Below are 15,869 nucleotides of genomic sequence, written 5' to 3' on the forward strand. Positions count from 1 at the left end.
AAGCTGTGACCTCTGTCATGCATCAGTGAATTTGTCTTATTGCCCGCCGAGAATAGTGCGTGACAGGTGCTATGGTTACCTTCCCGGCGGCCGCATCGATGTGGCCACCCGCTCACCACGTCCAGGTACGGACAAGGAGGCTGGCATGAACAAGATGACGTTCCCCAACGCCTGCCAGGTGATGCGCTGGCATTTCCACCCGCTGGGCTTCGAAGCCAGCATGGATGCGCCACGCAGCATGGTCGCGCGGCTGTTCGACCGCGCCACCGGCGAAACCCTGCTGGCGATCGCAGGCATTCCCTGCTCGGCAATCATGGCCGCCGCCGACGTAGAGCGCATCATCGAGGCCGTCGAGGCGGAGATGGATACCTTCATGCCCGCCTTCACCTTGCGCGACGCGGTCTAGCCCGCTGCGGTGCTTTCCTGGCGCATGGCCTGCAACTTGCCCATGAACTGCTCGGCCGGCACCGGCTGGCCCAGCAGGTAGCCTTGCAGCGAATCGCAGCCCAGGCGGGTCAGGAAGTCCTGCTGCCTGTCAGTCTCCACCCCTTCAGCAACGATGCGCAGGCCCAGCGCCTGGCCCAGCGCCACGATAGCCGAAACGATCGCCGCATCGTCGCTGTCCTGCTCCAGGTCGCGCACGAAACCGCGGTCGATCTTCAGCTCGTTGGCCGGCAGGCGCTTGAGGTACATCAGGCTGGAATAACCGGTGCCAAAGTCATCGATGGACAGGTCCACGCCCATGTCGGACAACCGTTGCAGCACCGTCAGGCTGGCATCGGCGTCGTGCATGGCGGTGGTTTCGGTAATTTCCAGGGTGAGGCAGTTGGCCGGCAGGCTGTTCTGCTGCAGGGCTCGGGCCACGCTCTCGACCAGCCCGGCATGGCAGAACTGGATAGCCGACAGGTTCACCGCCATGCGCCAGCCGTGGTGCCCCTGGTCCAGCCACTGGCGCATCTGGCGGCAGGCCTCAATGAGCACCCATTCGCCAATGGGGATGATCAGGCCGGTCTTTTCTGCCAGGCCGATGAAACGGTCGGGCAGCAACAGGCCCTGCTGAGGGTGCTCCCAGCGCAGCAAGGCCTCGGCACCGATCGGCTGGCAATTCTGGGCGTCGAACTTGGGCTGGTAGTGCAGGCGGAACTGGCGCTGCTCCAGGGCCTGGCGCAGGTCCTGCAGTAGCTGCAGTTGCTGGCGGGCGTTGCTGTTCATCGACGCGTCGAAGAAGCTGTAGCCATTCTTGCCGGCGCTCTTGGCGTGGTACATGGCAGCGTCGGCATTGCGCAGCAGCTCATGCTGGTCCAGGCCATTGCCCGGGTACAGGACGATGCCCAGGCTCGCTGTCAGCTGCAGGTCATGCTCGGCCACGCGGAATGGCCGTGACACCAGGTTGACCTGCTTGACCGCCACATCCATGGCATCGTTCGGCTCGCGCAGCTCCACCAGCAGCACGAATTCGTCGCCGCCGATGCGCGCCAGCGTGTCCTGGCTGTGCAGGTGCCCGCGCAGGCGCGCCGCCACAGCCTTGAGCAGCAAGTCGCCGATGTGGTGGCCGAAGGCATCGTTGACGGGCTTGAAGCCGTCCAGGTCGATGAACATCAGGGCAAAGCAGCCGCCCTGCTCCGCTACCTTGGCAATAGCCTGCTCGATGCGGTCGGCCAGCAACGTACGGTTGGGCAGGTCGGTGAGCGTGTCGTGCAGGGCCAGCTGGGTCAGTTCCTGATTTGCCAGCGTCAGCGAGCGGGCCAGCTCGGCGGTACGCGCCTCCAGCCGGGCATCCAGTACCGAGGTGAGCAAGGCCACCGCGAGTACCGCCAGCGTGGTGATCAGCACCAGGTAGACCAGACCGTCGCCTTGCAGGCCTCCCGCTGCCAGCGCACCGCAGAAGCTGCCTTCGGGGAAGTTCGCCGCGGCCATGCCGGTGTAGTGCATGCCGACGATGGCAACGCCCATCACCACCGCCGCCAGGCCGCGAATCTGCCGCACATAGGGCGTGTGCGCGCGGAGGCGGAAGGCGATCCACAAGGCCGCTGCCGAGGCGCCCACCGCAATCAGCAGCGAGGCCCCGAACAGCGTGGGGTCATAGTCGATGCCCGGCAGCATGCGCAGCGCGGCCATACCGGTGTAATGCATACAGGCGATGCCAGCGCCCATGATCAGCGCACCAAACCCCAACTGCAGCCAGGGCAGGCTCGGCTGGCTGACCAGCCACAAGGCAAAGCCTGAAGACAAGACGGCGATCAGCAGCGAGAACGCGGTCAGGGCAAGGTCGTAGCCCAGGTCGATGGGCAGGCTGAAGGCGAGCATGCCGATGAAGTGCATCGACCACACGCCGATGCCCATGGCCAACGCGCCACCCCCCATCCACAGGCAGGCAGCCCGGCCTTTGGCCGTGGCGATGCGGCCGGTCAGGTCAAGGGCGGTATAGGACGCCAGAATCGCCACGCACAGCGAAATCAACACCAGCGAAGAGGAGTAGCTACCGATCAGCATCGAGAGTTCCAGCGGGGCGGGAGGCCCGGAAAAGCTGATGATTGTACTCAAGGTCAGGCGAAACGCACGGGGTTTTTGCGAATGGGAATGGATCCAAAGACTGCGAGGGCCTGGACGCATACGCGGTAGCTGTAGGAGCGGCCTTGTGTCGCGATCGGGCTGCGAAGCGGCCCCAGCGATCTGTGCTTGTACACAAAGTTCTGGGGCCGCTCTGCGGCCCGATCGCGACACAAGGCCGCTCCTACAGAGGTACGCGTCTGCGGGTCGCTTCAATCCTGCTCGGCGAAGGCTTGCCCGGCATCCCAACCACCACCCAGGGCAGCAACCAGCTGCACGCTGGCCACCAGGCGCCCTTGCAGCAGGTTCAACACACTGCGCTCGTTGCTCAGCGCCGTGGTCTGCACGTTGACCACATCCAGGTAGCCGATCAGCCCGGCGCGGTACTGGTTCTCGGTCAGGCGCAGCGACTCGCGGGCAGCATCCAGCGCCTCCTGGCGCACCACCGCCTCATCGCCATACACCTTCAACTGCACCAGCAGGTTTTCCACTTCCTTGAACCCGTCGAGCACGGTCTGGCGGTACTGCGCCACGGTCTGGTCATACACCGCCACCGTGCGGTCCACCTCGGCACTGCGCTTGCCGGCGTCGAACAAGGTCAGCGCCAGCTGCGGGCCCACCGACCAGTAGCGGTTGGGCAGTTCGATCCAGTTGCTGAAGCTGCTGCTGGAGTAACCGCCATTCAAGCTCAGGCTCAGGTCCGGGAAATACGCCGCCCGCGACACGCCGATGTTGGCGTTGGCAGCCATCACGTTGCGCTCGGCCGCAGCGATGTCCGGGCGTCGCTCCAGTAACTGCGAAGGCAAGGCCACCGGAATTTGCGGCAGCGCCGGAATGGATTTGCTGTCGGCCAGGGCGAAGTCCGCCGGGGCCTTGCCCAGCAACACGGCAATGGCATTCTCGAACTGTGCGCGCTGCCAGACCAGGTCGATCAGGTCGGCCTGGGTGCTCTTGAGCTGGGTACGCGCCTGGGCCACTGCATCCGGGCCGGCGACGCCAGCGCGATACTGGTTTTCGTTCATCCGCAGGGAACGTTCATACGCTGCCACGGTGGCTTCCAACAGGCGTTTCTGCTCGTCGATCACCCGCAACTGCAGGTAGTTCTGCACCAGTTCCGACTGCTGGCTGAGGCGGATCGAGGCCAGGTCGGCCAGGCTGGCTTCGGCACTGGCTTCGTTGGCGTTCAAGGTCTCGCGCAGCTTGCCCCACAGGTCGATTTCCCAGCTGACGCCGAGCTGGGCATTGTAGGTGTTGCGAATGCCACTGCTGTTGTTGGACAGGCTCGAGCTGGAGCTGCCGGTACCCTGGGCCGAGCGGGTCTTGCCGACGCTCAGGTCCAGGCTGGGGAACAGCGCCGCCCGGCTGCTGCGCACCAGCGCCTGGGCCTGGCGATACTGGGCCTCGGATTGGGCCACGGTCTGGTTGCTGCGGTTGAGCTCTTCGACCAGTGCATTGAGCCCGGCATCGCCGTAGATTTCCCACCAGGCGCCGCGGGCGATGGCATCGGACGGCGTGGCCTGGGTCCAGCCTTCGGCGTGCTTGAACTGCGCCGTGCTGCTCAGCTCCGGGCGATGGTAGTCCGGGCTCAGGGTGCAGGCGCTGAGCAAGGCGACGCACAACCCGGCGCCGAGCAGGCGCGAGCCACGCCCACGGGTCAGCGTCTGCAGGGCACGGTGAAGTGGGGTCTGGGCAAAAGTCATAGCGGGGTTTCCAGGGCGGCGTCGGTGCGCACGCCACGCCAACGGTTGAAACGGTGACGCAGGCGGTCCAGGTACAGGTAGACCACCGGTGTCGTGTAAAGAGTGAGGACCTGGCTGAACACCAGGCCGCCAATGATGGTCAGGCCCAGAGGCTGGCGCATTTCCGCGCCTTCGGCGCGGCTCAGCAGCAGCGGCAAGGCACCGAGAATGGCCGCCAGGGTCGTCATCAGGATCGGCCGCAGGCGCAGCAGGCAGGCCCGGCGGATCGACTCTTCCGGTGTCAGGCCCTGGTGGCGCTCCAGCTGCAAGGCCAGGTCGATCATCAGGATGGCGTTCTTCTTCACTACGCCGATCAGCAGGAACAGCCCCAGCAGCGAGATCAGGCTGAACTCGCCGCCGGTGACGTACAGCGCCAGCAAGGCACCCACGCCGGCCGAGGGCAGTGTCGAGAGGATGGTCAGCGGGTGAATGTAGCTTTCGTAGAGGATGCCCAACACCAGGTAGACCAGCACCAGCGCGCCAAGGATCATCAGCGGCTGGCCTTCCTGGGTCTTGGCGAAGGCATCGGCGGTACCACCAAGCTTGGCAATCACTTCCTCGGGCAAGCCCAGCTTGGCCACCGCACGCTCCAGCGCCGCCATGGCCTGGTCGGGGCTGTAGCCTTCGGCGACGTCGAAGGCGATGCTTTCGGCGGCGAACTGGCCTTCGTGGCTGACCCGGTCGTTGGCCAGGCTGTTCTCGTAGTGGGCGATGGTCGACAGCGGTACGCGGGCACCGTCGGCGGTAATCACCTGTACCTGCTCGAGGGTGCTCGGGTCCCAGGCGTACTTCGGGTTGATCTCGAGCACTACCTGGTACTGGTTGAGGCTGTCGTAGATGGTGGATATCTGCCGCTGGCTATAGGCGTTGTTCAGCACCGAGGTGACCATGTCCATGTCGATGCCCAGGCGCTTGGCCTGGTCACGGTCGACCACCAGGGTCACCTGCTGGGTGCCAGCACCGTCGCGGGCGTCGATGGCAGTCAGTTGCGGCAGTGCACGCAGCGCCGCCACCACTTTCGGGAACCATTCGCGCAGGGCCGCCAGGTCTCCGCTCTGCAGGGAGTACAGGTACTGCGAAGAGGTCTGGTCACGGCCACCACCGCCCAGTTGCAGGTCCTGGTCGGCCATCAGGAACAGGCGCCCGCCGGGTACCTTGGGCATTTCCTTGCGCAGGCGTTCGATCACCTTCTGGGCGTCGAGCTTGCGCTCGCTGATCGGCTTCAGGCGCACCAGCACAAAGGCATTGTTGGTCCCGCTGTTGCCACCGATGAAGCCGGCAACGCTCTGCACTGCCGGGTCGGCCAGCAAGGCGCGGCGGTAGATTTCCATTTTCGGTTGCATGACGCTGAACGACAGGCCATCGTCGCCACGGATGAAGCCTATCAGCTGGCCGGTATCCTGCTGCGGCATCAGCGTCTTCGGCACCACCACGTACAGGGCGATGTTGATGCCGATGGTGGCCAGCAGGCTGATCAGCGTCAGGCGTTTGTGGCGCAAGGCCCAGCCCAGGCTGCGGTCATAGGCATCGACCATGCGCTGGTGCAACTGTTCGCTCCAGCGCTGCAGACGTGTCGGCTCGGCCTGGTGCGGTTTGAGCCAGCGGGCGCACAGCATCGGCGTGAGGGTCAGCGACACCACCAGCGACACGATGATCGCCGCCGCCAGGGTGATGGAGAACTCCTGGAACAGGTTGCGCACGATGCCACCCATGAACAGGATGGAAACGAATACCGCCACCAGCGACACGTTCATCGACAGCAAGGTGAAACCCACTTCCTTGGCGCCCAGGAAGGCCGCTTTCATAGGTGGTTGGCCGTCCTCGATGTGCCGGGATATGTTCTCCAGCACCACGATGGCATCGTCCACCACCAGGCCGGTGGCGAGGATCAGCGCCATCAGCGACAGGTTGTTGAGCGAGAACCCGCACAGGTACATGACCGCGAAAGTGCCCACCAGTGACACCGGCACCGCCAGGCTGGGGATCAGCGACGCCCGCAGGCTGCCGAGGAACAGGTAGACCACCAGGATCACCAGCACCACGGCGATCAGCAGGGTGTGCTCGGCTTCCTTGAGGGTGGCCTTGATCACTGGCGAACGGTCCATGGCCACGTTCAGTTGCACGCTGGCCGGCAGCAGCGACTGCAGGGCCGGCAACTGCGCCTTGATCTGGTCGACCGTTTCAATGATGTTGGCGCCTGTCTGGCGGTTGACCACCAGCAGCACCGCGCTCTGGTCATTGAAGAAGCCGCTGTTGTAGCGGTTCTCGACACCGTCGGTGATGGTCGCCACGTCGGAAAGGCGCAGGATGGTGCCGTTCTGCTGGCGGATCACCACAGGCTCGTAGTCCTTGGCGCTTTCCAGCTGGTCATTGGCGCGCACCTGCCAGTTGCGCTCGGCGTCCTCGACAAAGCCCATCGGCCGGCGCTGGTTGGCGTTGGACACGGCAGTACGTACTTCATCCAGCGACAGGCCGTACTGGTTGAGCAATTGCGGCTCGACAGCAATGCGCACCGCCGGCAGCGAACTGCCACCGATCTGCACCTCCCCTACCCCGGGCACCTGGGCCAGGCTCTGCGACAGGATGGTGTCGGCCAGGTCGTACAGCTGGCCCTTCTGCAGCACGTCCGAAGTCAGCGACAGCACCATGATCGGTGCCTGCGACGGGTTGATCTTCTTGTAGGTGGGCATGCTGCGCATACCGCTGGGCAACAGGTTGCGGGTGGCGTTGATCGCCGCCTGCACCTCGCGCGCCGCACCGTCGATGTCGCGGCCCATCTCGAAGCCGATGATCACCCGTGTGGAGCCTTGGTTGGAGCTGCTGGTCAGGGTGGTCACGCCGGCAATGCTGCCCAGCTTGCGCTCCAGCGGCGTGGCCACGGTGGAGGCCATCACTTCCGGGCTGGCGCCTGACAGGTTGGCCGACACCACGATTACCGGGAAGTCCATCTGTGGCAGCGGAGCCACCGGCAGCAGACCGAAGCTGACCCCGCCCAGCAGCATGATCGCCAGGCTCAACAGCATGGTCGCCACCGGGCGACGGATGAAAGGACCGGACAGGTTCATGCCTCGGCCTGCTTCACGTCAGTGGCCGGGCGCCAGCGGCGGGCCAGGCGGTCGAAGTACAGGTAGATGACCGGGGTGGTGAACAGCGTCAGCACCTGGCTGACCAGCAACCCGCCGACCATCACCAGGCCCAGCGGCTGGCGCAGCTCGGCACCGGAACCGGTGGCGAGCATCAGCGGCACGGCGCCGAACAGCGCGGCCAGGGTAGTCATCAGGATCGGCCGGAAGCGCAGCAGCGCCGCCTGGTAGATGGCATCGCGCGGGCTCATGCCCTGCTGGCGCTCGGCCTCGAGGGCGAAGTCGATCATCATGATCGCGTTCTTCTTGACGATGCCGATCAGCAGGATGATGCCGATGATGGCGATCATGCCCAGGTCGTTGCCGCTGATGAGCAAGGCCAGCAAGGCGCCGACCGCTGCCGACGGCAGGGTCGAAAGGATGGTCACCGGGTGGATGTAGCTCTCGTACAGCACGCCCAGCACGATGTACATGGTCACCACCGCCGCCAGGATCAACAGCAAGGTGCTCGACAGCGATGCCTGGAAGGCCTCCGCCGCGCCCTGGAAGCGAGTCTGCACGCCCAGCGGCATGCCGATGTCCTTCTGCACCTGCTCGATCACCTGCACCGCCTTGCCCAGCGAAGCGCCGTGGGCCAGGTTGAACGACAAGGTCACCGCCGGGAACTGGCCAATGTGGGAAATGGCCAGCTGGGCCTGGCGCTGCTCGATGCGTGCCAGCGCCGACAGGCGCACCTGGCCGCCATCGGTGGCCTTGACGTGGATCGACTCCAGCGCCTGCGGGCCGATCACCGCCGCATCCTGCGACTGCAGCACCACGCGGTACTGGCTGGCCTGGGTGTAGATGGTCGAGATCTGACGCTGGCCGAAGGCGTCATACAGGGCGTTGGTGATTTGCGACACGCTGATGCCCAGGCGGCCGGCCATGTCGCGGTCGATCACCAGGTACACCTGCAGGCCCTTGTCCTGCAGGTCGCTGGCCACGTCGGCCAGTTCCGGGCGCTGCTGCAGCGCCTGCACCAGCTTGCCGCTCCACTGCGCCAGCAGGTCGGCGTCGGGCGACGAGAGGCTGAACTGGTACTGGGTCCGGCTGACCCGGTCCTCGATGCTCAGGTCCTGCACCGGCTGCATGAACAGGCGGATGCCCACCAGCCGATCGACTTGCGGCTGCAGGCGGTTGATCACCTCGCTGGCAGTGACATCACGCTCGCCATGGGGTTTGAGGTTGATCAGCAGGCGGCCGCTGTTGAGCGTGGCGTTGTCGCCATCGACACCAATGTAGGACGACAGGCTCTGCACCGCCGGGTCCTGCAGGATCACCTTGCTCAGCGCCTGCTGGCGTTCGCTCATGGCGGCGAACGAGGTGGACTGCGGCGCTTCGGAAATGCCCTGGATCACCCCGGTGTCCTGTACCGGGAAGAAGCCCTTGGGCACCACCATGTACAGGAATACGGTGAGCGCCAGGCTGGCCACGGCCACCAGCAGCGTCAACGGCTGGCGCTTGAGCACCCACTGCAGGGCGCTACCGTAGTGCCTGATCAGCCAGTCGATCCAGGCGCCACTGGCGCGGTAGAACCGGCCCTGTTCCTCTTCCCTGGGCTCGCGCTTGAGCAGGCGCGCGCACATCATCGGCGTGAGGGTCAGCGATACCACCAGGGAAATCAGGATGGCCACCGCCAGGGTGATGGCGAACTCGCGGAACAGGCGGCCGACCACATCGGCCATGAACAGCAGCGGGATCAGTACCGCAATCAGCGAGAAGGTCAGCGAGATCAGGGTGAAGCCGATTTGCCGGGCGCCCTTGAGCGCCGCCTGCATGGGCGTCTCGCCCTCCTCGATGTGCCGGGAGATGTTCTCCAGCATGACGATGGCGTCGTCGACCACGAAACCGGTGGCGATGGTCAGGGCCATCAGGGTCAGGTTGTTGACCGAGAAACCGGCCAGGTACATCACGCCGAAGGTGCCGATCAGCGACAACGGTACGGCGATCGACGGGATGAGCGTGGCGCTGAAACGGCGCAGGAAGACGAACGTGACCATTACCACCAGGGCGATGGCGATCAGCAGTTCGTGCTGCACGTCCTTGACCGCGGCGCGGATAGTCTGGGTGCGGTCGGTGAGCACCGACACATCGAGGCCGGCCGGCAGGTTGTCGGTGATCGACGGCAGCAGGGCCTTGATGCGGTCGACCACTTCGATGACGTTGGCGCCCGGCTGGCGCTGGATGTTCAGCAGCACGGCGTGGTTTTCGTTGGCCCAGGCAGCCAGGCGCTCGTTTTCGGCGCCGTCGACGATTTCTGCAACATCCTTCAGACGCAGAGGCGCGCCATTGTTGTAGGCCAGGATCAGGTTGGCGTATTCCTCAGGGGAACGCAGCTGGTCGTTGGCGTCGAGCATCGACACCCGGGTCGGGCCGTCGAAGTTGCCCTTGGGCTGGTTGACGTTGGAAGCGCCGATCAGGGTGCGTACGTCCTCCAGGTTCAGGCCGTTGGCGGCCAGGGCATCGACGTTGACCTTGATCCGCACCGCCTGGCGCTGGCCACCGGCGATGCTGACCATGCCCACACCGCTGATCTGTGCGAGCTTCTGTGCCACACGGGTATCGACCAGGTCGTTGAGCTTGGGCAGCGGCATGGTCTTGCTGGAGATGGCCAGGGTCAGCACCGGGGTGTCGGCCGGGTTGACCTTGTTGTACACCGGCGGCGCCGGAAGGTCGCTGGGCAGCAGGTTGCTGGCGGCGTTGATCGCGGCCTGCACCTGTTGCTCTGCAACGTCCATGTTCATGTCGAGGTTGAAGCGCAAGGTCAGCACCGAGGCGCCGCCGGAGCTGGTCGAGGCCATCTGCTCCAGGCCTGGCATCTGGCCGAACTGACGTTCGAGCGGCGCGGTAACCGCGCTGGTCATGACCTGCGGGCTGGCGCCTGGGTACAGGGTCATGACCCGGATGGTCGGGTAATCCACCTGCGGCAATGCGGAAACCGGCAGCAGCTTGTAGGCGATCAGGCCGGCCAGGACGATGGCCAGCATGCTCAGCGTGGTGGCAACCGGTCGCAGGATGAACAGACGCGAGAGGTTCATGCGCCCGCCTTGCCTGCTGCGCTACCAGGCTGTGCTTCACCGGGCTGCACATCGCCAGTGCTTGCCGAACCCTTGCCTTCCTGGCCTTGCAGGTGCTGGCCCGGGGTGGTCGGCACCTGCGAGCTGTCTTCGACAACTTCCACCTTGGTGCCTTCGCGCAGGCGGTCGGTGCCTTCCAGCACCAGGCGGTCGCCGGCCTTGAGGCCCTCGAGAATGACGCTGTTCTCGCCGTCGCTGGCGCCGACCTTGAGCTTGCGGATGTTGACCGTGTTCTGGTCATTGACCACATAGGCGAAGGAGCCGTCATTGCCGAACTGGATGGCCGCCGCCGGGGCCATGGTCACCTGCTTGAGGGTGTCGGCCAGCAGGCGCACGTTGACGAACTGGTTGGGGAACAGGGCCAGGTCCTTGTTCTCGAAGCGGCCCTTGAACTTGAGGGTGCCGGTGGTGGTGTCGATCTGGTTGTCGATGCTGCCCAGCACGCCGGTGGACTGCAGCTTGCTGTCACTGCGGTCCCAGGCCTCGACCGGCAGACTGGCGCCGCTGCGGTAGCGTTCCAGCACGGTGCTCAACTCGGTTTCCGGCAGGGTGAAGGCAACGCTGATCGGCTCGGTCTGCGTGATCACCACCAGCGCGGTGGTGTCGTTGGCCGCCACCAGGTTGCCCAGGTCGAGCTGGCGCAGGCCTACGCGGCCGTTGATCGGCGCGCGGATCTGGGTGAAGTCCAGGTTCAGGCGGGCGTCATTGACCTGCGCCTGGTTGGTCTTCACCAGCCCCTGGAACTGTGCCACCTGCGCTTCGGCGGTGTCGAGGGTTTGCTTGGCGATGCTGTCTTCGGCGTACAGGCCTTTATAGCGGGCCAGGTCGACCTGGGCGTTCTTCAGTTGCGCCTGGTTCTGCGCCAGGGTGCCCTCGGCCTGCTGCAGGGCAATGCGGTACGGGCGCGGGTCGATTTCGGCGAGCAGGTCGCCGGCCTTGACCTGCTGGCCTTCCTTGAAGTGGATCTTGACCAGCTCGCCAGCCACGCGGCTGCGCACGTTGACGGTGTTGGTGGCGGTGACTGTGCCCAGGGCCTTGTAGTACAGCGGGAAGTCGCCCACCCGCACCGGCTCGACGCGCACCGGCACCGGGTCGCTGGAGCCGCCGAAGCCCGGGCGACCGCCCATCATGCCCATGCCCTTGCCACCGCGCCCGCCACCGGCTTCTTTATGCGCAGGCGTCGCTGCGGGCCACAGCCACCAGGCCAGTGCAGCCACCAGCAGCAGGATCAGCAGGCCGACGAGCCAGCGACGAGGGGAGCGGGAATTGGACACTTGCATGGGTTGAACGAACCTTGTTCGGAATGACGGCTTGGGGAGAATGAACGATAAGCACTGGCATCGTTTTAGCAAAGCGCCTTTACCAGAGGTTTACCTTTGCCTGACGTTGCCAAGGGGTTGAACTTTAAATGAAAACGGCCCGGAAAGCGTTCCGGGCCGTTTACAGGGTGTTGCCTGGAGCGGTGGGTGGCGGGCTGAAGGGTTTCGGCTGCCTGTGTCGGCCCCTTCGCGGGTAAACCCGCTCCCACAGGTGCAGTGCACTACCTGTAGGAGCAGCCTTGTGCTGCGAAGGGGCCGGCACGGCAAAAGAGACTCTGTGGCAGTAATGGCCTCTTCGCAGCACAAGGCTGCTCCTACATAGGTACCGCGCAGTCCTGAAGCATTGTGCAGTACCGGTGGGAGCGGGTTTACCTGCGAAGAGGCCGGCACAGGCGATCGACGCCCGCCCTGCCCCACACAACTCTTACTTCAGCACAGCCAGAGCTGCGTCGTAGTTCGGCTCATCAGCGATTTCGCCAACCAGCTCGCTGTGCAGCACCTTGTCGTTTTCGTCCAGCACCACCACGGCACGGGCAGCCAGGCCGGCCAGTGGGCCATCGGCGATGGCCACGCCGTAGTTTTCGAGGAACTCGCGGCCACGCAGGGTCGACAGGTTCTTCACGTTGTCCAGGCCTTCGGCGCCGCAGAAGCGTGCCTGGGCGAACGGCAGGTCGGCGGAGATGCACAGCACCACTGTGTTGGCCACATCGTTGGCCTGGGCGTTGAACTTGCGCACGGAGGTAGCGCAGGTCGGGGTGTCGACGCTCGGGAAGATGTTCAGCACCTTGCGCTTGCCGGCGAAGTCTTTCAGCGACTTGTCAGCCAGGCCTTCACCGACCAGGGAGAAAGCCGGAGCCTGGGCGCCGGTTTTCGGCAGCTCGCCGTTGACCTGAACCGGGTTGCCTTTGAGAGTCACTTGAGCCATGACGAAATCCTTATGCGGGTTTGAAAAGGACACTGAGTTAAGCATGAAGGCGGCCGGGTGCCTATGGGGACAGTGAAATTGTTCTATTACCGGACAATTCTTGTGGACAAAAAAATGCCCGGGTGGCTACAAGCGCCCCGGGCATTACTTTTGCGGATGACGTATCAGCCCAGCAGGCCGTATACCACCGAGGTCAGCGCAACCAAGCCGACCACTACCACGAACACGTTGGAGGCAGCACCGCTGTACTTGCGCATGGATGGCACGCGGCGAATGGCGTACATCGGCATCAGGAACAGCAACACCGCGAGGATCGGGCCACCGAGCGACTCGATCATGCCGAGGATGCTCGGGTTGAGGGTGGCGACAATCCAGCACACCACCAGCATCAGCGCGGCAACCACCCGGTCCAGGGTCTTGCCCGCCGGGCGTGCACCAGCCTTGGTGATGATGCCCTTCAGGCCTTCGCTGGCGCCGATGTAGTGGCCGAGGAACGACTTGGCAATGGCCACGAAGGCGATCAGCGGTGCAGCGAACGCGATGGTCGGGTTGCTGAAATGGTTGGCCAGGTACGACAGGATCGACAGGTTCTGCGCCTTGGCCTCGGCCAGCTGGGCGCTGCTCAGGGTGAGCACGCAGCTGAACACGAAGAACAGCACCATCACCACCATCAGCAGGTGGGCACGGCGCAGGACCTGGCCGCTACGCTCATCGGCATGCTCGCCGTAGCGGCGCTTCTGGTCGACGGCAAAGGCGGAGATGATCGGCGAGTGGTTGAACGAGAACACCATCACCGGAATCGCCAGCCACAGGGTGTGCAGTAAGGCCGAAGCTGGTGGTACCTGGGTGGCGCTATCGAGAATGCCACCGGTCCAGTGCGGCACCAGGTACAGGCCCAGCAATGCCAGGGCGACGATGAACGGGTAGACCAGCAGGCTCATGACCTTGACCGTGGCCTGCTCCCCGCAGCGCACGATGGCCAGCAGGCCGAGGATCAGCACGAACGACAGGATGGCCCGTGGCGGCGGCTGCATGTGTAGCTGGTGCTCCATGAAGCTGGACACGGTGTTGGTCAGCGCCACGCTATAGATAAGCAGGATCGGGAAGATCGCGAAGAAGTACAGCACGGTGATCGAGGCGCCGGCGGTAATGCCGAAGTGCTCCTTGACCACTTCGGTGATATCGCCGTCATTGCGCCCGGAAAGGACGAAACGGGTCAGCCCGCGGTGAGCGAAATAGGTCATCGGGAAGGCCAGCATGGCCAGGATCAGCAACGGCCAGAAGCCGCCAAGGCCGGCGTTGATCGGCAGGAACAGGGTTCCGGCGCCGATCGCTGTGCCGAACAGGCCCAGCATCCAGGTGGTGTCGTGACGCGACCAGCTGCCGAGGGTGGCGGGGGTCGATTCTGCAAAGCGTTGTTCAACGCTTGGGGCCTGCTCATTCATTCCGGGTGAAGCTCCACTCGCAAGACTGCAACAGGCTGAGAATGGCGAAATAGACGTTTCGCCCAACTCAACCGAAAAAGGGAGCGCGATTGTGCACGGAAAGGTTGCACTTGCGAAGCCCTTTTCCGAGGAGCGGTTGCACTTGTCTTTACAAGCGGGTTGTGCCCGTGGACTGCAGGAGGGATTTGACAGGTGTAGGAGCGGCCTTGTGTCGCGAAAGGGCCGCAAAGCGGCCCCGGCAATATTCGCGGCGAAGTTGCAAACGTTGGGGGCGCTGCGCACCCCTTTCGCGACACAAGGCCGCTCCTACAAAGGCCGCGCCCCACAGAAGCGGCCTGGTACGGTGTTACTTCTGGACGGCGGCGAAGGCTTCGGCAACCCGTTGCAGGTTGGCCGGACGCAGGCCGGACATGCATACGCGGCCGCTGTCGATCAGGTACACGCCGAACTCGTCACGCAGGCGGCGCACCTGCTCGACGCTGAAGCCGGTGTAGCTGAACATGCCGCGCTGGCGCAGGAAGAACTGGAAGTCCTGGCCTGGCAGCAGCACGGCCAGGGCATCGACCAGCGCCTGGCGCATGTCGAGGATACGTTTGCGCATCACTTCGACTTCCTCGGCCCACTGGGCATTGAGGGCGGCATCGCCGAGCACGCCAGCAACCAGCTGGGCGCCGAAGTTGGGCGGGCTGGAGTAGTTGCGGCGCACGGTAGCCTTCAGCTGGCCGAGCACGCTCTGGGCAGTGGCTTCATCGTCGCAGACCACCGACAGGCCGCCGACACGCTCGCCGTACAGCGAGAAGATCTTCGAGAACGAGTTGCTGACCAGGCACGGCACGCCGGCGCGGGCCATTTCGCGGATGGCGTAGGCGTCTTCCACCAGGCCTTCGGCGAAGCCCTGGTAGGCGATGTCGAGGAACGGGATCAGTTGGCGTGCCTTGACCACTTCAACCACCTGTTGCCACTGGTGCTGTTCCAGGTCGGCGCCGGTGGGGTTGTGGCAGCACGGGTGCAGCAGCACCACGCTGTTGGCCGGCAGGGTCTGCAGGGTGGCCAGCATGCCGTCGAAGTCCACGCCACGGGTGGCCTGGTCGAAGTACGGGTAGGTGTGCACCTTGAAGCCGGCGCCTTCGAAGATGGCGCGGTGGTTGTCCCAGGTCGGGTCGCTGACCCAGACTTCGGACTGCGGGAAGTAGCGCTTGAGGAAGTCGGCGCCAACTTTGAGGGCGCCGGAACCGCCTACGGTCTGCACGGTGGCCACACGCCCGCCGGTAACAGCCGGGTGATCGGCACCGAACAGCAGCGCCTGGATCGCCTGGCGGTAGCTGGCCAGGCCTTCCATCGGCAGGTACAGAGAGGCTTCGTGGTCCTGGCCGGCGATGCGTTTCTCCACCGCATCCACAGCCGCCAGTTGCGGCACCACGCCGGCCTCATCGTAGTACAGGCCGATACTCAGGTTGACCTTGTCGGCGCGCGGGTCGGCCTTGAAGGTTTCCATCAACGAGAGGATCGGGTCGCCGGCATAGGCATCGACATGTTTGAACACAGCGTGCAGCTCCTTGGATCAGGACAGTTCGAAAAGGCAGCCCTGAGCATACCCGGAGTGCGGGCTCAGGAACATCAACTATTGTGCAAGGTTGTCTATGCAACATTGCATGGCTGAGGATTGGCGCAGGCAGTGAGGGCCTCATCGCC

9 protein-coding genes are annotated in these 15,869 nt (G+C 64.6%); 1 reads left to right on the top strand and 8 read right to left on the bottom strand.

The features are described 5' to 3' along the window. The first annotated feature begins 145 nt into the window (after positions 1–145). A complete protein-coding gene (locus tag GEV38_RS16255; RefSeq protein WP_013972974.1) occupies positions 146–406 on the top strand; it encodes a DUF1652 domain-containing protein in 261 nt (86 codons plus the stop codon). Here GEV38_RS16255 and GEV38_RS16260 read toward each other — a convergent pair. From GEV38_RS16260 to GEV38_RS16295, 8 genes are all read right to left on the bottom strand, one after another. Next, positions 403–2,493, bottom strand: coding sequence for a bifunctional diguanylate cyclase/phosphodiesterase (locus tag GEV38_RS16260; RefSeq protein WP_054573551.1), 2,091 nt, complete (start codon positions 2,491–2,493; stop codon positions 403–405). The genes GEV38_RS16255 and GEV38_RS16260 overlap by 4 nt on opposite strands. Before the next feature lie 269 nt (positions 2,494–2,762). Beyond that, positions 2,763–4,250 carry an efflux transporter outer membrane subunit gene (locus GEV38_RS16265; protein ID WP_054573552.1) on the bottom strand — a complete coding sequence of 496 codons (1,488 nt, stop codon included), beginning with the start codon at positions 4,248–4,250 and terminating at the stop codon, positions 2,763–2,765. Further along, a complete protein-coding gene (locus GEV38_RS16270) occupies positions 4,247–7,354 on the bottom strand; it encodes an efflux RND transporter permease subunit (RefSeq protein ID WP_054573553.1) in 3,108 nt (1,035 codons plus the stop codon). The genes GEV38_RS16265 and GEV38_RS16270 overlap by 4 nt, the downstream gene beginning before the upstream one ends. Continuing rightward, positions 7,351–10,449 carry an MdtB/MuxB family multidrug efflux RND transporter permease subunit gene (locus tag GEV38_RS16275; protein ID WP_013972978.1) on the bottom strand — a complete coding sequence of 1,033 codons (3,099 nt, stop codon included), beginning with the start codon at positions 10,447–10,449 and terminating at the stop codon, positions 7,351–7,353. Before GEV38_RS16275 ends, GEV38_RS16270 begins: the two co-directional genes overlap by 4 nt. After that, positions 10,446–11,768: an MdtA/MuxA family multidrug efflux RND transporter periplasmic adaptor subunit gene (locus tag GEV38_RS16280; RefSeq protein WP_015270688.1), complete on the bottom strand. Its 1,323-nt coding sequence runs from the start codon at positions 11,766–11,768 to the stop codon at positions 10,446–10,448. Before GEV38_RS16280 ends, GEV38_RS16275 begins: the two co-directional genes overlap by 4 nt. Positions 11,769–12,231: 463 nt before the next feature. Next, positions 12,232–12,732 (bottom strand): thiol peroxidase, encoded by a 501-nt coding sequence (gene tpx / locus GEV38_RS16285; protein ID WP_015270689.1) that lies wholly within the window; start codon positions 12,730–12,732, stop codon positions 12,232–12,234. Positions 12,733–12,896: 164 nt separating this feature from the next. After that, the gene (locus tag GEV38_RS16290) at positions 12,897–14,177 is read right to left on the bottom strand and encodes a serine/threonine transporter (RefSeq protein ID WP_054573555.1); all 1,281 of its coding nucleotides are present in this window, start codon (positions 14,175–14,177) and stop codon (positions 12,897–12,899) included. A 346-nt stretch (positions 14,178–14,523) separates the two neighbouring features. Then, positions 14,524–15,720, bottom strand: a complete 1,197-nt coding sequence (locus GEV38_RS16295; RefSeq protein WP_054573556.1) for an amino acid aminotransferase — start codon at positions 15,718–15,720, stop codon at positions 14,524–14,526. Positions 15,721–15,869 lie beyond the last annotated feature (149 nt).

It is taken from the genome of Pseudomonas sp. 13159349, from assembly GCF_013305685.1.
GTDB classification, from domain to species: Bacteria; Pseudomonadota; Gammaproteobacteria; order Pseudomonadales; family Pseudomonadaceae; genus Aquipseudomonas; species Aquipseudomonas asiatica.